The organism is Erythrobacter sp. (assembly GCA_019739335.1).
Classification (GTDB): Bacteria; Pseudomonadota; Alphaproteobacteria; order Sphingomonadales; family Sphingomonadaceae; genus Alteraurantiacibacter.
Genome location: CP073261.1, coordinates 162,919 through 180,290, shown reverse-complemented (window position 1 = coordinate 180,290; position 17,372 = coordinate 162,919). Strand labels below are relative to the sequence as shown.

General features: G+C 65.3%; 14 protein-coding genes. 1 reads left to right on the top strand and 13 read right to left on the bottom strand.

Going from position 1 to position 17,372, the window contains the following annotated elements; all coding sequences use genetic code 11:
- Window positions 1–45 precede the first annotated feature (45 nt).
- From JY451_00925 to JY451_00885, 9 genes are all read right to left on the bottom strand, one after another.
- Window positions 46–2,148, bottom strand: coding sequence for a PQQ-binding-like beta-propeller repeat protein (locus tag JY451_00925; GenBank protein QZH75228.1), 2,103 nt, complete (start codon window positions 2,146–2,148; stop codon window positions 46–48).
- 20 nt (window positions 2,149–2,168) lie between these two features.
- Window positions 2,169–3,851 carry a carboxylesterase family protein gene (locus JY451_00920; protein ID QZH75227.1) on the bottom strand — a complete coding sequence of 561 codons (1,683 nt, stop codon included), beginning with the start codon at window positions 3,849–3,851 and terminating at the stop codon, window positions 2,169–2,171.
- An 18-nt stretch (window positions 3,852–3,869) separates the two neighbouring features.
- Window positions 3,870–4,982, bottom strand: a complete 1,113-nt coding sequence (locus JY451_00915) for a hypothetical protein (protein ID QZH75226.1) — start codon at window positions 4,980–4,982, stop codon at window positions 3,870–3,872.
- Window positions 4,983–6,101 (bottom strand): hypothetical protein, encoded by a 1,119-nt coding sequence (locus JY451_00910; protein QZH75225.1) that lies wholly within the window; start codon window positions 6,099–6,101, stop codon window positions 4,983–4,985.
- Window positions 6,098–7,132: a hypothetical protein gene (locus tag JY451_00905; protein QZH75224.1), complete on the bottom strand. Its 1,035-nt coding sequence runs from the start codon at window positions 7,130–7,132 to the stop codon at window positions 6,098–6,100. Before JY451_00905 ends, JY451_00910 begins: the two co-directional genes overlap by 4 nt.
- Complete coding sequence (locus JY451_00900) at window positions 7,132–9,117, bottom strand: PQQ-binding-like beta-propeller repeat protein (protein QZH75223.1); 1,986 nt, start codon at window positions 9,115–9,117, stop codon at window positions 7,132–7,134. Before JY451_00900 ends, JY451_00905 begins: the two co-directional genes overlap by 1 nt.
- A 155-nt stretch (window positions 9,118–9,272) precedes the next feature.
- Complete coding sequence (locus JY451_00895; GenBank protein QZH75222.1) at window positions 9,273–9,914, bottom strand: hypothetical protein; 642 nt, start codon at window positions 9,912–9,914, stop codon at window positions 9,273–9,275.
- Window positions 9,911–10,621 (bottom strand): HupE/UreJ family protein, encoded by a 711-nt coding sequence (locus JY451_00890; GenBank protein ID QZH75221.1) that lies wholly within the window; start codon window positions 10,619–10,621, stop codon window positions 9,911–9,913. Before JY451_00890 ends, JY451_00895 begins: the two co-directional genes overlap by 4 nt.
- On the bottom strand, window positions 10,602–11,099 hold the full coding sequence (locus JY451_00885) for a cytochrome c (protein QZH75220.1): 498 nt from the start codon (window positions 11,097–11,099) through the stop codon (window positions 10,602–10,604). Before JY451_00885 ends, JY451_00890 begins: the two co-directional genes overlap by 20 nt.
- Before the next feature lie 193 nt (window positions 11,100–11,292).
- Here JY451_00885 and JY451_00880 point away from each other — a divergent pair, with 193 nt between their 5' ends.
- Window positions 11,293–11,694: a c-type cytochrome gene (locus JY451_00880; GenBank protein ID QZH75219.1), complete on the top strand. Its 402-nt coding sequence runs from the start codon at window positions 11,293–11,295 to the stop codon at window positions 11,692–11,694.
- Window positions 11,695–11,747: 53 nt separating this feature from the next.
- On the opposite strand, the gene JY451_00875 is transcribed toward JY451_00880, so the two are convergent.
- The 4 genes from JY451_00875 to JY451_00860 form a co-directional block, all read right to left on the bottom strand.
- A complete protein-coding gene (locus JY451_00875) occupies window positions 11,748–14,600 on the bottom strand; it encodes a PQQ-binding-like beta-propeller repeat protein (GenBank protein ID QZH75218.1) in 2,853 nt (950 codons plus the stop codon).
- A 77-nt stretch (window positions 14,601–14,677) separates the two neighbouring features.
- Window positions 14,678–15,466, bottom strand: coding sequence for a kinase (locus tag JY451_00870; protein ID QZH76482.1), 789 nt, complete (start codon window positions 15,464–15,466; stop codon window positions 14,678–14,680).
- A 56-nt stretch (window positions 15,467–15,522) separates the two neighbouring features.
- A complete protein-coding gene (locus JY451_00865; GenBank protein ID QZH75217.1) occupies window positions 15,523–16,488 on the bottom strand; it encodes a D-glycerate dehydrogenase in 966 nt (321 codons plus the stop codon).
- Window positions 16,481–17,314 (bottom strand): glutathione S-transferase family protein, encoded by an 834-nt coding sequence (locus JY451_00860; GenBank protein QZH75216.1) that lies wholly within the window; start codon window positions 17,312–17,314, stop codon window positions 16,481–16,483. Before JY451_00860 ends, JY451_00865 begins: the two co-directional genes overlap by 8 nt.
- Between the last annotated feature and the right edge of the window lie 58 nt (window positions 17,315–17,372).

The following is a 17,372-nucleotide window of genomic DNA, read 5'->3' as shown; positions in this document are numbered from 1 at the left end:
GCGCTGGATCATGAAGAGGGCCGCTCCCACCGGAGCGGCCCTTTTTCATTCATCGGGCAGCGCAAACACATAGACCGCCGCGCTGTTCACTTCGGGAACCGGCAGTTCGGGGGTGAACCCGGGCAGGCCGAAAGCAAGCGGATTGCCCATGCCTGTCACCACCGCGACATATTGCCGCCCGTCCACCGCATAGGTGATCGGCGCCGCGTTGGGGACACCGGCGAGGCCCGAACGCCAGACCTGTTCGCCGCTCGCAGAATCGTAGGCGAGCAGTTCGCGGTCCATCCCGCCGCTGAACAGCAGTCCGCCCGCCGTTGCCAGCACACCTGCGTTGTAGGGCGCGCGGCGGCGGTGTTCCCAGCGCACTTCGCCGCTCTCCATGTCGATGCCCTGGAGAATGCCGAAATTGCCGTCGCTGTCGGGCCGGGCGGAATAGTAGATATCTACCCCGCTGGAGAGGAACCCGCCTTCGGGTACCGGGCGCAGTTCCATGCAGGTATCGCGGGCGTTGATGAACAGCAGTCCGCTCGCCTCGCTGAAAGCGGAAGGGCTCCAGTTGCGCCCACCGCCTGCGTGCGGGCACATGAAGACGGATCCCCGATCGCGCCCCGGCAGCAGCGCGGGATCGGGAGTCTTGCGGCCGGTTTCCGGGTCGATGGAGGTGATGAAGGTCTGGAAGCCCATGTCGGCGGTGGCGAGATATTCGCCGGTGGCGGCATCGAGCGTGTCGAACAGCCCTTCCTTGCCGCCAGTGATGACCACCCGGCGCGGCGCGCCGTCCACCTCGACTTCGCCGATCACCCGCTCGAACACCCAGTCGAGATCGTACTGGTCGTTCGCCATGTGCTGGTAATACCACGCCAGCTCGCCGGTGCGCGGGCGGAAGGCGAGGGTAGAATTGGTGAACAGCCCGTCATTGTTCTCGCCCGGAAGCGCATCGCGCACCGGGCCGGTGTCGTAGGTCTGCGCCACGCCCCAGAGCGCGAGGCCGGTCACCGGATCGTAGCTGCCGCTGGTCCAGACCGAACCGCCGCGCCGCTCGTTGTCGGGCAGGCCGTTCCAGGTATTGCCGCCCAGCTCGTCCGCATGGGCGACCGTGTTGAAGCTCCACAGATGCGCACCGCTTGCGGCATCGAAGGCCGCGATAATGCTGCCCTCGTCCCCCTGCGTGGCGAGGCCGATCATGGCCACCCCGTCCGCCACCAGTGGCCCACCATTGGAGCGGAAGCCCTCGCGACCCTCCAGCGGAATCGCCACGTCCCACACTGGGCGTCCTGTCCGCGCATCGAGCGCCACCATGTGCAGGTCGCTCGTCGCCATGATCACCATGTCGTCCCACAGCGAAATCGTCTTCTTGCCCTGCATGAGCGTGCCTTCCGGCATCTGCCGCCGATAGCGCCACAGCTGGCGACCGGTGGCGGCATCGAAGGCGAACACTTCCTCGCCATAGGCGTGGACGTACATCACCCCGTCGCGCACCAGCGGCTCGGCCATCGTCGCGCCCGGCGGCAGTGCCTGCGCCCAGGCGATCTGCAAGTCGTCGACATTGGCGAGCGTCACCTGATCGAGCGGGGAGAACCCTTGCCCCAGATGGCTGCGCCGCCATGCGGGCCAGTCCTCGGGCGCGGGGGCGACCAGTTCGGCCTGCGTCACTGGAGTAAAGTCGTCCAACGGACTGGCCGGTGGCGGACGATGCGGGAAGGGGTAGCGCGAGGAAATGCCCGGCAGGCCCAGCCCGCTGCCTTCTTCGCCCTGACCGCGTACCACGACGGGGAAGCGCGCATCGGCAAGGCTGGCGGGCGCGCCGCCGTTTTCGGACAGGATCAGCGCGGTCAGCGCGGCATAGCTGGCGTCGGACAGGCTTCCACCGCCGCCCGGTGGCATCGAAGTGGTGATGTAATCGGCGAGTTCACTGGCAGGCAGATCGCCCCAGCGGCCGAGGAACTCCGGCCCCTTCAGCGTGCCCGCGAATTGCCCGCCGGAAAGGTTTGCCCCGTGGCAAACAGCGCAATTGGCGGCGTAGATGCTACGCCCCTGCTCCACCTGCTGTGCAAAGGAAGGCGAGCTCTGCTGCGCCCAGCCGGTTCCTCCCGCCGCGCCCAGAACTGCAAGGCCCGCTGTTGCGAGCAGTACCGTGCCAATCCTCATATTCCCCTCCCCAGGTGATGTTATTCGTCAGCAATCCCCAGCGGCTGTGCCACGCGAGCGCGGAAAATGGCATCGTAGAGCGCGATCCGGTCAGACCCGATCCACGGCCCGACGCCCAATCGATCCGCGTCGAGCACCATCGCCTCGTTCGCGGACAGTTCTTCCACCGCAGGCCAGTTCGGCAGGCCCGCGCCGTTGGGATTGCCGGTGGCGGCGAAGTTCACCCAGTATTGCGAAACCTGATCCGCGAAGGCTTCCTCGCGCGCATTGCCGCACATCTGGTCCACCGACGAACCGCCGGGGAATGTGCGCGGGGCGCAGAGGTTGTCGAACACATAGGGTATTTCCCCCGTGTGTGCCGCCCCGAGGTTGCCGCGGCCTTCGTCATAGGGCGGATCGTGGCGGAACCAGTAGTGCCAGGCGCTCTGGCCGATGTCCGCCTGATACTGCGCGAACTGGCGGTGCAGCCAGCTCATGTTGTCACCGAACGGCTGGGTGGAAACGGCACGGGCTTCCTCGTCGGTGGTGACGGGATAGGCTGCGCGGCCTTCCTCCACCAGATCGCCCCAGCGCATCGCTTCCCCGGCGTTCCAGCTTTCCAGTGTCGCTGGCGGGCCGAACAGCGCGGTAAAGCTGCCTTCGTCCTCGTTCGATCCGGTGAGCACGTCCACCCGCAATTGCCGGCCCTGGGCAAAAGTGATCGAAAGGTCTTCGGGGATGATATGTCCGTCTACGATCATGCCTTGGCCGGGAAGGTTTGCGTGCACTTCATTGGCGGGAAGCGCCCGAAGCGCCGCGAGGCTGGTGGTGCCGAACTTCTCCTGTGCCGTGGCGAGCGTGCGCGCCTCGGCCGCCTCGCGTTCGACCATCCGGCCGATGTTGAGCCCCATCCAGTTGCCCGACTGGCTGATGACGCGGTGAACCAGTCCTTCGGCAGGCGGAGCGCCCGCCAGTCCGCCGTTCATCGCTGCCCCGGCGCTTTCGCCGAAAATGGTGACGCGCGAAGGATCGCCGCCGAAAGCTGCGATATTGTCCTGCACCCATTGCAACGCGGCGATCGCATCGCCCATTGCCTGGTTGCCGCTCGCGCCGTGCGGGCTGGCGGCAGTGAGTTCCGGGTGCGCCATGAAGCCGAGCACGCCGGTGCGGTAGTTGAAGGTGACGACTACGACGCCCTTGTCGGCAAGATAGTCGCCGTGGCTGAACGGAGCCGAGCCGCCGCCTTCGTTGTAGGCACCGCCGTAGAGCCAGACCATCACCGGCAGGTTTTCCGCTCCGCTCACGGCCGGGGTCCAGACGTTGAGGTAGAGGCAGTCCTCCGAAGTCGGCGGACTGTCGGGCATGTCGGTGGCGGAGTTGACCGGGAAGCGCTGCGGGGCCGGGTTCTGTACGCAATTCGCGCCCCAGCTATCCGCCATGCGGATACCCTCCCAGTTGGCGGCAGGCTGCGGCATTTCCCAGCGGAGGTCGCCCACCGGCGGTGCGGCGAAGGGAATGCCCTTGAACACCGTCACGCCTTCGACTGCCGGGCTTTCCACTCCGCGCAGCAGACCGTTCGCCGTTCGCACCGGGCCGGTTTCGATGGATGCACGCACGGCGACGGGTTCTCCCACGGCTTCGGTGGTGGCGGTCTGGGCCACGCTACCGGTGGTGGCACAGGCGCTCGCCCCGGCCAGCGCGAGGCCGGCCAGGGTGACTTTCAACAGCTTGCCTTGCATGGCTTAGGAACCTTCGCCTTCACCCGCGCCGCCTTCGGTGTTCTCGACACCTGCAGCGGCGGCAGTGATGTAGTTGCGGATCTGGACATTGCCTTCGTGGCAGGCATATTCGAAGAACTGGTATTCCTCGTTGCGCGTCCAGTCGAGCCGCGCGGTCCACGGGGCGGTGTAGACTACCGGATCGGTATAGGTCAGCTCATAGACGATGTGATCGGCATTGGTCATCGTCAGCCGTTCCACCACCACAGCCTCTGGCGAAGTGGGAATGGTGTTGAACGGTGGCACGCCCATGGTCGCCATGTTGAGCGGGGAAGGGCCGCGTTCGGCAACGTTCTCGGTGGCGGAATCGCCGTCCTCGATATTGGTCGTCTCGATCACCAGCGTATTGCCATCCCAGTAGCCGATCGACTGGCCCATCCATGCGCGCACTTCGGCAGGCCAGCGCATTGCCGCGCGTTCCGCCGGATCGTTGACGATCGGGATGATCCGCGCGTCATGGATCATTTCCAGCGAGATGATGACATAGCCGGGGGCCTGCATCACGCGGATGCCGTTGTTGTAGCGGAACGGGAACATTGATGCCGGAAAGCCGCGCGTGACGCAGCGATCCCAGGTGTCGAAATCGTCCACCCAGTCGAAATGCGTGTTGGGCGTCCAGCTCGAACGGCCTGCGCGATACATTTCCTGTGCCCACTCGGTCATCGCCGGCAACTGGCCATTGGCGGGGGAGACCAGCAGCGAAGTGCGGCGACCCGAAGCATCGCTCTCCACCCAGTGGCCGAAGCCGATGGTGCCAGCCTCGTCCTCTGCGGCGTAGCGTTCGTCCGATCCGCTCGCCTGCGCCAGTCGCGCCTGGTATTCCTCGTCGGTCAGGTAGAACCGGTCCCCGAACTGCGCCGGGCGCTGCATCGGCAGGCTGGCGATATTGTCGATCGGGAAAGTACCGCGCAGGTCCGGATCGCCCCAGCTGGTGCGCGCGGGATTGTAGTCGGTGGGCACCGGAGCGATGGTGGTGAGATCGTCCGGGATCACGTCTTGCGCCGCGACAGGGGTGGCAAAGGCGAACATTGAGGCGGACACAATCGCCAATGTCTTGAAAGTGTTACGGGCCATCATTCAGTCTCCTCGCGAATTGCTGTTCTGGGTACCGCGGCTGGCCGGGTCCATCGCCGGGGGCGGCCCGGCGTTCGGATCGACCGGATCGACCATGCGGCCACGGGCATATTCCTGCTGCCGTTGCGCCCGATCGGCGGTGATATAATTGCGCACCTGCACGTTCCCTTCGTGGCAGGCGTATTCGTAGAATTCATAGCTCTCGTCGCGCGACCAGTTCACGCGAGTGGTGAAATCACCCTGCCAGATCACCGGATCGGCATAGTGCATTTCATAGGTGATCGTATCCGGCCCGATCATGTGGAAGCGCTCCGTTACCACCACCTGCTCGCTCATCGGGATGGTATTGTTGGGGGGCACTCCGCGCGTTGCCATGTTGAACACGCTGGCCCCCGGCTGGATATTCGTGGTGACCACTTCGAGCGTGTTGCCATCGACCCAGCGGCCCCGGCTGTTGCCGAACCAGCCGGAAAGGCCTGCCGGCCACGCCTCGTCCTGCCCCGCCACCGGGATCACCCGCGTGCCGAGCATTTCGAGATTGATTACCACGTAGCCGGGCGACTGGAAGATGCGGATGCCGTTGTTGTAGCGGAACGGAAACATCGAAGCGGGAAAACCGCGCGTGGCGCAGCGATCCCAGCTGTCGAAATCGCTCACCCAGTCGAAATTCTGCCCGCCGACCCAGCTAGAGCGCATCAGCGCGGCGCGACGGATGCCTTCCGCCGTCATCGCGGGCAAGCGACCACTTGCAGGCTCGACGATCATCGAAGTGCGGCGGCTGCCCGCCTGATACTCGATCCAGTGGCCAAGCCCGATAGTGCCTTCCTGATCCTCGCTCTCGTAGGCTTCTTCGAGCTGGTCGACTCGACCTTGCTCGCTGGCAATTTCCGCTTCGGTCTTCCAGAACCGGTCACCATATTGCTCCGGGCGGTTGATCGGCAGTTCGGCAATATCGTTGAGTGGCCAGGTGCCACGAAAATCGGGATCGCCCCAAGCAGTAGTTCCCGGCGGGTAATCGTCCGGCACGGGCGGCATGGTGGTGAGGTCTTCTGGTACCTCCTGCGCTGCGAGCGGGCCAGCAAGCAGCGCGAGGCAAAGGAGAGGAAGGGCGCGGCGCATCATTCGGCTACGGCTGCTGCAGCCGCCGCGCGCTCGGCACGGCTGGCGGTGATGTAATTGCGGACCTGCACATTACCTTCGTGGCAGGCGTATTCGAAAATTTCGTAGGCATCGTCGCGCTGCCATTCGAGGCGCGCCGACCAGGGGGCGGTGAAGACCACCGGATCGGTCCAGGTGAATTCGTAGATAATTGCGTCCGGCCCAACCATGTGGAAGCGCTCCACCAGCACGGCACTGGCGCTGACGGGCGTATCGTTCTCGCGCGGGGAGCCGGTGGTGCCGATGTTGGTGGCGCTGGGGCCGGGGCGGAAATTGCGGGTTTCCACCCGCAGCGTGTTGTGATCTTCCCACGTCCCACGGCTGTCGCCCAGCCACTGGCCCACGGCGGCGGGCATATGCGCGCTGCCATCGGTGGGGATCATCCGCACTTCGTGGACCATCTCCATCTGCAGGGCGACCAGCCCAGGCGACTGGAATATCCGCATCCCGTTGTTGTACATGAAGGGGAACATGCTCGCGGGCAGGCCACGCGTGATGCAGCGGTCCCAGCTGTCGAAATCGTCCACCCAGTCGAATTGCTGATCCGCAGCCCAGGTCGAATTCATCGCGTCGGACAGTCGCTGGCCTTCGGGCGTGTAGGCGGGGAGCTGGCCGTTGGCGGGCGAAGTGATCCAGCTGGTCCGGCGGTTGGCGGCGGCGACTTCGGCCCAATGGCCGATGCCCATGGTGCCGGAGGAGTCCTCGTTCTGGTACCGCTGTTCCAGCGCCGCGACGGTTTCCGCGCGGGCGGCGAATTCTTCCTCGGTCAGCAACTGGCGATCGCCGAACTCCGGCGGGCGCTGGAACGGGGTGCGGCCATTGAGATGGTCGATCGGCCAGCCGCCGCGGAAATCGGGCTCGCCCCAACTGGTGCGGGCGGGCTGGTATTCGTTCGACGGCGCGGGAAGCTGCGTCAGGTCTTCGTCCTGCGCATGGGCCGGGCCGCTGGCGAGCAGCATGGCCGATGCGAGGAGCAGGGCCGACCGCGCAAGCATTACTGCGCGCCCTCCGGCAGGGCGAAAGTGACGTAGCGGCTCGGCCCCGGTTCGGGCAGGCCCAGCCCGCCGAGGAAGTGGCCCACGCCGCCGACCGGCAACGTGATGAATTGCCGTCCATCGACTTCATAGACCGCAGGCACGCCTTCCGTCCCGGCGTCGAAGCGGTGCTCCCAAAGGATCGCGCCGGTATCGGCATCGCGGGCGCGGAAGGCGCGGTCGCTGGCGGTGTTGACGAACAGCAGGCCACCCGCCGTGGCAACCGGGCCGGAGCGCGGCGTCTGCGCGCCGACCCCGGTGATGCCCCGCGCTTCCAGCGTCATGATCTCGCCGTTGGGGATCGAATAAAGCTGTTCGCCGGTGTTCATGTCATAGGCGGTGAGATTGGAGAACGGCGGCTTGATCGCCACCATGCCGTTGCTTTGCAGCATGAAATTGACCGGCCAGCGATAGGGAATGTTGTCCTCATCGGCATTGGGCATGGCTTCGAGGGCCGAGGCGCGGGTATCGGCCTGGATGCGCAGCATCAGCGGCAGTTCGCGGCTGACGATGTAGAGCCGCTGGCGTTCGGGATCGACCGAGACGGTGCCCCAGTTCGCTCCGCCGTTGTGGCCGGGGAAACCGATGGTGCCCTGGATGCTCGGCGGCACGAACGGACCCTGGCCGGAATCTGGTCGCGAATTGGCGAACAGTTCGCGCAGCGCTGCCTGATCGGCTTCGGGCAGGTAGGGGTTGATGTCGTCCACCGTGAACTGCTGCCGCATGTAAGGCTGCGGCCAGCTCGGGATCGGCTGGGTGGGGCTGGCGTGTTCGCCGGGCACGTCGCTGGCGGGGACGGGGGTTTCGACCACATCCCAGATCGGTTCACCCGTGCGACGGTCGAAGGCGAAAATGTAGCCGTGCTTGGTTACCTGCACCACAATCGGCACCTGTTCGCCATTGCGGGTAATGGTCATCAGCTTGGGCGCGACCGGCAGGTCGAAATCCCACAGGTCGTGGTGGACGATCTGGTAATGCCAGATGCGCTCGCCGGTCTCGGCATTGATGGCGATCAGCGAATTCCCGTAGAGATTGTCGCCCTCGCGATTGCCGCCGTAGAAATCGTAACGCGGGGTGCCGGTGGGGATGAAGACGATGCCCAGCTCGGTATCGATCGTGCTTTCGGACCAGTTGTGAACCCCGCCGAACTGGCTGCGGTCCTCGCTTTCGGGCCATGTTTCATAGCCGAATTCGCCTTCGCGCGGTATGACGTTGAAAGTCCATTGCAGCGCTCCGGTGCGCACATCGTAGGCGTGGATATTGGCGGGCGCGCTGGCGTAGTCATAGGCACCAGCGGGCAGGCTCATGATGATGGTATCGCGGTAGATCCGTCCCGGATTGCTCGTCTGCAAAGGCGCGGCGGGGGTGGCGATATCGTCCGGCAGGGCTTCGCGCAGGTCTACCCCGCCTTGGCTGCCGAAGGTGGGGATGACCTGCCCGGTGGCGGCGTTCACCGCGCGCAGCAGGCCGTTGTTGAGCACCATCAGCCGCTCGTCACCCGCGCCGTCGGTCCAGTAATTGATCCCGCGCGTGCCGATCCGGCCTTCGAGCGTGCTGACCCAAATCTGTTCGCCGGTAGCCGGATTGAGCGCCACCAGTTGCCCGGCACCGTTGATCACGTACATGCGCCCCCCGGCGACGACCGGGTTGAACAGCGGCGGCTGGCCTTCGCCGGTGGGAAATTCCCACGCCACTTCGAGCTGGGCGACGTTGCTGCGGTTGATCTGGTCGAGCGCGGAATACTGCGAGGAGTCGCCGCCGCCGAGATAGCCGTCCCAGCTTTCGTGATCGAAGCTGGCACCGGGTTCACTGGCATTGGCGGAGGCACTGGCCATGTCGCCCGACGGCGTGGTGGCGCAGGCGGCGAGCGCCAGTCCGAGCGAGGCGGCCAGCAGCAGGCGGACCCTGCGGCCCTGAACGCGGCGGTTGATGGTGGAAATGCCCAAACCCTTGCTCCCGGCAAATTGCGCAGGCCATGCGGCCCGTCTTCGTTGAGTCTGTCCTAGCCGGATTCGGGCGGAGTCAACAAGGGTGAAACGGCAGCCAAATTGATATTATCCGAAATTTTCGGACTAAGTCACCTTGAGGCAGTGGCGGGAGGCTATTCCGCCGCCGCTTCCGACTGCATCTGGTGGCCCGCCACTTTGCCTTCGATGGCTGCGGTTGCGCCCTCGATCGGGCGTTCGCCCACGGAATCGCCTTGGAAGATCGTCGAAGTGCTCATCTGCCCGTTGGCCGCCAGCGTAAGCGTAACCGTGTCCATCGAGCGGTTTTCCCAGAACCAGCCGTGGATGCCGGTAAAGGCGGGCGTATAGGTCCCGCGCATTTCCTGCGCCGTGTCTACACCGTAGCTTTCGGTCAGTTCCTCGCCGCCTTCAAAGGGATGCGCATGCATATCGTAGGCGACGGGTGCGCTGGCCTGCCAGCGGAAGGTCATCGGTGCGCCTTCGGGCATGGTGTACTTGAATTCGACCGATTCGAACGGGCCGAGCTCGATCTGCCAGGCATCGGCTACGCCCTCGGCAGGCGGGAGGTCGGCGCTGGAAAGCACCAGCACATCTTGCTGCGCCATTCGCGCCATTCCGCGCTCGAGCTCCTCGCCCACCGGGTCAGCGATTTCGGTCAGGCCAAGCTGTTCGCCCACGCCGGTGGGATCGTAGCCCATCTCGGCGGGCAGGACGACGAAGACGGCCAGCGCTCCGGCAAGGACGACTCCGGCGGCGATAAGAGCGGTTTTGTTCATGACGAGAGATATCCTGCAATTTGATAGGCGGTCAGCGCAAGCCCGACCATGATGAGAGCCACATTGGCGGCGAATGCGTAGCGCTTGAAACTGGCCGAATGCCGCCACGCGCCGAGCAGGAGCACTACCAGCGTCAGCACGATCACTTGCCCCAGTTCGACCCCGACATTGAAGGCGATCAGGTTGGTGAGCAGCCCGTTGGGCGACATCTCCAGGTCCATCACCTTGGTCGCCAGTCCCAGCCCGTGGAACAGCCCGAAGATCAGCACCGCCACGCGGGTATCGAAGCGCCAGCCGATCCGGGCGAAGCCGCCCACGTTTTCGACCCCTTTGTACACCACCGACAGGCCGATGATCGCATCAATGATGAAGGCATTCGCGCCCACGCCGAGCAGGACTCCCCCGAGCAGAGTGAGCGAATGGCCGAGCGTAAACATCGAGACGTAGAGCACCACGTCCTTCAGCCGGGTGAGGAAGAACACCACCCCGACAAGGAAGGCAATGTGATCGTACCCGGTCACCATGTGCTTGGCGCCGAGATAGAGGAACGGGATCACCGCGGGGCCGTCGGTGGACTGGACGAAGGCCTTGTCCCCTTCGGCCACATCGTGCGCAAAGGCAGGGGCGGCGATCAGCAGGACGCAGAGCGCCAGCGCGCAGGCGAGCGGGCGCAGGTTGGGCGCGGGATCAGCTTTCTGCGAGATCATCTACCGTCATGCCTTCGGGCAGGACTTCGGGCGGATACATCTGGTGGCAGGCGCGGCAGACGTTGTAGACCGTCCCGCCCTCGGCAAACACCGCCTCCGGGTCCTTCGCCACGGCAGCGGCTTCGGCGCGGGCAGCGGCATCGACCAGCCCCTGCGCATAGGCGTGCCAGTCGGCTCCTCGCCCATAGGTATAGGCGGGACTCCCCAGCACTTCACCCAGTTCGCCCAGCCGCTCCGCCGAAGCGCGCACAGCTTCCCATTCGGCATCGGTCTGCGGGCGAATATCGCGTTCCTCAACCGTGCCGTCGGGCATCAGCTCGCTTTCGTACTTCACTGATCCCCAGTATATATCGGCAGCGGGCTGGACATGATTGGCCATCAACTGCTGCGGGGTGCCGAGCGGCGTTTCCGGCGCTTCTTCGGCGCAGGCGGCGAGTGCGAGCAGGGCGCAGGCGAGGATGATTGTGTCCGGCTTCATGGCGGTTATCCTTGGGGAAAGGCGGCTTGTCAGGCTGGCCTGCGGCTGATAATGGGCGCGCTTGTTGACAATGTCCAGTTTTTTACATGCCGTGACACCTGCGTAAATGCGCGGTAAACCTTGTCCTTGATAGAATGCAAATTGACTGATGCCAATTTCTGCGGAATTGGCCCTACCGGATCGAAAGGCTTTGATGATGGCGAATGTGGCGAACAACTGGGGCAAGGGTGCGCTGATGGCGCTGGGCGCAGCGGCACTGGCCGTGCCGCTCTACGGTGCGATTGCGCAGGAGCACGATCATTCCGCCCATGCGCATGACGGTGCAGGCGATGTCGAGCCACTGACGGCCGAGCAGATCGCCGCCAGCCGCCAGGTTTTCGCCACCTATAGCTGCGGCGCCTGCCACGTAATGGCCGATGCGGGCGGGAATGGCCATATCGGTCCGGCGCTGGACGGCAACGATGGGCTGAGCGTCGAATATGTCACCCAGATCATCAGCAACGGGCAGGGCGCGATGCCCAGCTTCGGCGGGATGGTGACAGAGGAAGAGATCGATACGCTGGCCCGCTATATCGTAGAAGCCAAGGCCGAATGATCGCCCGAGACATTTAGAAAGCGGAAGGGGGCTTTGCGGCCCCCTTTTTCGTTTCAGTTCTCGCCGCGCGCCGTCCTTGAGTTCGGCCCCACCTGCGCGAAGTAATTGGTCACGCCATCCGGATCGTTGAGCCAGACAGTTGTCAGGTCGAACCCGGTCAGCCGGTTGAGCGGAGTTTCCACCGCCACCCCGCGATAGTCCCCGCGGGCCGCCGCCAGCGCGGCGTCGTTCACCACATACTGAATCCCCGAGCTACCGGTGTCCCCCGGCAGACCGGGGCCGACTTCGTGCAGCCAGAGCGTCGTTTCGGCATGGCGGAAGGGATGGCGGGTCACGCCCAGATGCGTCGCCTCACTCGCCGCGCCTTCGTCCAGCCCGACAAAATCGCGATAGAATACGCGGCTGGTGGCGAGGTCTGAGACGGCGATGCCTACGCCAACGCCATCGTCCGAATGGTCTGACGCGCCGGGCAAGATCGCAATCTCGATGGTCAGTCCGGCAGGATCGGTGAGCGTCGCTACTTGCGAACCATCCGCCAAGGTAACGAACTGCGGGGCGGGAAGCCCGGCCGCGACAAACCGCTCTGCCACCACGCCCGCATCGGGAAAGGTGAAACGCAGGTAGCGGATGCCGGTGCCGCCGGTCACGCCGCCGGAGAGATCGTAACTGCGATCCCCCTGCTGCCCAGCCGAGAGCTTCACCTGCCCGCTGCCCACTCCGGTCAGGATCATCTGCTGGGTGCTGGTCAACTGGATCGGATTGAGCGAACGCAGCGCCAGTGCCTCGGTGTAGAACCGCACCATGTCCGCTGTCACCTCGCGCGGGAAGCGGCGGAACACGTTCATCGAATCCTGCGTGTACAGCGCGCGGTTGCTTTCCTGCAATTGCGCCTCGCTCAGTTCCCCCGGCGCATAGGCAAGATCGCCCGACGTATCGAGCAGCGCGCCTTCCGGCGTGCGGACCTGCGCGCTTTCTTCCGATAAGGCCCAGACGATCAGGCTCTCATTGTTGCGCGGCCCCTGCGGCCCCATCAGCGGCGGGCCGAAGCCCGATCCGGCGGCGACCACGGCCAGATACTGCCGCCCGTCGCTGCCGAGATAGCTCATCGGAATGGTGTTCGCGGCGTATTCGAGCTCCTCCTGCCACACCAGCTCACCACTGGCGGAATCGAAGGCGCGGAACATCCGGTCGTCGGTCGCGCCGATGAACACCAGCCCGCCCGCCGTCACCATCGGTCCGCCGAAGGTATTGTTCGATCCGGTATTGGCCCGCTCCGGACCCAGCTGCGGCGTGGTGCCGAGATTGCTCGCCCAAGCGATTTCCCCGCTGTTCGCGTCCACCGCCAGCAACCGGCCCCATGGCGGGCGGATGCAGGGGAGGGTGACGCGGGTGCCATCCTCGGCGGTGAAGCTGGCGGAAAAGGAGGAGTACGCCCCCGGTCCGCTCAGCGATCCGCGATCGTAGGGCTGGGTCGATCCCTCGGCCCCGCGCCCGTAGTTCCCGTCCGGATCACGCGCCTCGATCCAGCCGATCGAGCCGCTTTCGGTCGTGTTGATGAAGACATAGCCCGTTCGCGGATCGACCGCGCTGCCGCCCCAGTTGGAGCCGCCGTTGTGCGGCAGGTTGATGCTTGCGCGCGGAGGATCGCCCTCTTCGTGCAGGAAGAACGGGGTGAACGGTCCGGCGTTGAAGAAGGTGCCGCCGTAGCTGTCGAGCAAGGCGCGGCAGGCGGCGGCATGTTCGGCAGTGGTGTCGCCCACCGTCACCACATCGGTGGGATTCCACCACATCCGGCTGAGCGGGGCGGGCGCGGTGGGGATCGGCTGGGTGGGGGAATACCATTCGCCGGGAACATCGGCGGCGGCGACCAAGTGTTCCTCCACGCCGTGAACCGGCTCCCCGGTGCGGCGGTCGAGGATGTACATCAGCCCCGGCTTGCCCGTTTGAGAGAGGGCAGGGATCGTCTCGCCGTTTACCGTCACATCCACCAGCACCGGCGGGGCGGGCAGGTCCCAGTCCCACAGGTCGTGGTGGATGGTCTGGAAGTGCCAGCGGTACTCGCCGGATTGCAGATCGACGGCTAGCACCGAGTTGCCGAACAGGTTGTCCCCCGGTCGGTCCCCGCCGTAGTAATTGGGCGCGGGGCTGCCGAGCGTCATGAACAGCAGGCCGGTTTCCTCGTCGAAGGTGGAATACCAGACCCACATGTTGTTGCCGGGGCGGTTCCGCCAGCCGTCGTCGAGCCATGTTTCGTGCCCGACCTCGCCCGGCTGGGGCACGGTGTTGAAGCTCCACAGCATCTCGCCGGTGACAGCGCTGAAGGCGCGGGTGTTGCCCAGTGGCCCGGTCGAGACTTCCGGGGTGGAAGCGCCGATCACCAGCACATCGCGGAAGATCGAGGGCGAGTAGGAATAGCGCACGTCGAATGGCGTGCGACCGTTGTCGCCGAAGCTCGCGACCAGTTCGCCCGTTTCCGCACTGATGGCGACGATCTCGTTGCCGCCGTTGTAGAACAGCCGTGCACCGTGTTCGCCATCGCCCGGCCAGTAAGCGACATGGCGGCGCACCGTGGTGCCCGTCACTTGGTGCCGCCAAAGCTCGCGCCCGGTGTGCGCTTCCAGCGCCACCACCGCATCGCCGAGGGGCAGGTACATCACGCCATCGACCACCACCGGCACCGTGCCCGCCAGCACCAGCCCGCCGCCGTCAGGGCGAAGACGGAATTCCCACGCGCGTTCGAGCTGATCGACATTCGCGCGGTCGATCTGTTCGAGCGGAACATACCGCTGCCCGCCCGCATCGCGCGCATAGAGCGGCCAGTCGCCAGCGGGAACCTCCTGCGCACCGACAGAGGTGGTGAGCAGCAGGGCGAGCACGGCCAAGGACCGTCTGGAGCGGATAATCACTGGCTTTCCTCCTCCGCTGCGCAGCGGGCAGCACGGGAGTGATAGGCAGGGAGAGCCCGCGAGTCTATCGGGCAAAGTCAATCTCTGGGGCGCTGATCCGCTCCGATTTCGATCAACACATCAGCCCGCGCGGGCATTTCGGCCAGCATGTGCCGCGTCAGCCGCTCGTAGTGCGAGATGAAGCGGACCAGCTCTTCCTCGTCGAGCAGGCCGGTGCCCACCGGATTGAGATCGGCCAGCTTCTGTTCCTGCAACCGCCGGTTGGCGAGCACGGCATCGAAGCTGTCCACCTTCAGCATCACCAGCATGTCGAGCAGGCGGAACAGCCTGGCATAGTCCTCGCCCAGCCAGTGGTTGACGAGGGTGCGCCACACTCCGTCGCGGTCTTCCTCTGCCTCCAGCACATTGATCGGGCGCTTGAGCTTTTCCGGCGGCTGCGGCGCGGCGCCGACGCACCAGCCTTCGAACAGCAGCACGTCCACTGGGCCGGTGACGCGAGTGACATCGTTCGCGCGATCGTCAAAGGCCTTTTCGAAGCGCGGAATTTCGAACGCGCGGCCTGCCAGCACGTCCTCGATGATGCTGAAGGCGAGGGCGACGGCGTGGGTTCCCGGCACCCCGCGTGTCGCGAAAAGCGGGTGGACTTCGGCGGCCAGTTGCAGCCGCTCGGCATGGGTGAGGTAGAGATCGTCGAGCGAGAGGGTGACGGCGCGTAAGGATCGTTGCCGGAGTAGCACTTCGAGGAACCGGCAGACGGTTGTCTTGCCGCTCCCCTGCGCGCCATTGATCCCGACAATCAGCGGACTCCGGCTGGTCGCATTGCGGGCGATCTGGGTGGCGAGTGGTTGCCAGTGCTGTTCCACCACCTTGCGGTAATCGGCGGGGAGGCGTTCGGCGGCGATCAGCTCGGCAATAGGGTCACTCATGCGACGCGATCTGGCAAATCCTCGCCGTTCGCGAAAGCCTCCACATTCGCCAGCGCGCGCATTCCCATCGCCTCGCGGGTTTCCGCCGTGGCGCTGCCAAGGTGCGGCAGCAGGACCACGTTTTCGAGCGCGAGCAGGGAAGGGGGAACCTGCGGTTCGTGCGGGTAAACGTCCAGCCCTGCGCCTGCCAGCTGGCCCGATTGCAGCGCCGCCGCCAGCGCATCGTGATCCACCACCCCGCCGCGCGCGGTGTTGATGAGGTAGCTGCCGCGCTTCATTGCCGAGAGGGCTGATGCGTCGATCAGGTTCGCAGTTGCTGCCCCGCCGGGGACGTGCAGCGAAACCACATCCGAGAGGGCTAGGAGGGCGTTGAGATCAGGGCAAAACTGCGCCTCCAGCGCGGCCCCTTCCGCACTTTCCTGCCGCGCATAATAAGCAATTCGCATCCCGAACCCGTGCCTGGCCCGCGCGGCTACCGCCTGCCCGATCCGCCCGAAGCCGACCACGCCCAGAACTTTGTCGCGCAGGCTCGCCCCGACCAGATGTGTCGGTCGCCAGCCGGACCACTTTCCGGCACGCAATTCGCGCTCGCCTTCTCCCGCGCGGCGGGTGGCCATCAGCATCAACGTGAGCGTCAGATCGGCCGTCGCATCGGTCAGCACGCCGGGTGTGTTGGAGACAGCAATCCCCTTTCCCTTCGCCGCCGCCAGGTCGATATGATCGTAGCCCACACCATAGTTCGCGATCAGCCTGCACCGGCTTCCGCCCGCGATCACCCCCGCATCTATCCGGTCCGAGACCGTCGGGCAGAGCACATCGAATGCGCCCATCGCACTAGCCAGCTCCTGCTGGCTCAACGGCTTGTCGAACGGATTGAACACCGCGTCGAAATGCGCGGCAAGCGTCCGCTCGACCTTTTCGGGCCAGCGCCGGGTGACGAGGACACGCAGGCGATCAGCCATTGCGCGCAATCATCGCCGTTTCCGCCTGCGTCGAAGCGGGGCCGGTGTTGCGCTTGTAAATCCCGCCCTTGCCGGGGTCGCGATTGAACAAAGGCGGATCGCCGGGGCGCTCCTCCAGTCCGTAAAGGTTGAACAGGCCCGGATGCTGGCCAAGCCCGCCAAAGAGCGCGCATACCCGCTCGATCCAGCCGCGCAGGGGATCGTCCGCCGCCAGCGCCGGAACCTGCGCCAGTGAGGCGAGCCAGAGGAAGCTGCCGATGATCCGGTAATCGGCGTAGTTGGGCGAAGCGCCGCCGAGGAAATCCGCTTCGCGCAGCGCCACCCGCAGCGGCTCCAGCGCGGCGGAAATCGCGGGCAGGCGATCCGCGCGCCCGGCCTGCAAGTCCTCCAGCCTGCCGCCCAGCATCACTTCGCGCGAACTGGTAACGTAGTCCCTGTCATGCTCGAAGCAGACGTTGCGGTAATCGGCACAGTAACTGCGCATCCACGGGCCTACCGCAGCGGGCCAGAACCACGCATCCAGCGCCCGCGTCATCACCGCCACGCTTTCGTGGGGGATCAGCGCTGGGCGATCGGGATATGTCGCGTCGAGATATTCGACGATACCCCAGCTATCGAGCACCCATTGGCCGTCATCGACAATCGCAGGCAGCCGCTCGGTCTTCCCGCCGGTACGCTCGAGGATTCCGGTGAAGCCGCCACCGACAATGTCCAGATCGAAGCCCTTGTGCGCCACCGCGAACTTGGTCGCCCAGACGAACGGGCTGATCGTCGCCCCGGTTGACACCTGCAAATCGTACAGGGTGATGGTGTTGTTAGCGGCCATTTTGCGGCTCTCCCTTCTCCTGCGCGCTTGCTAGCGGCGGCGCGGACAAAGTCAAAGT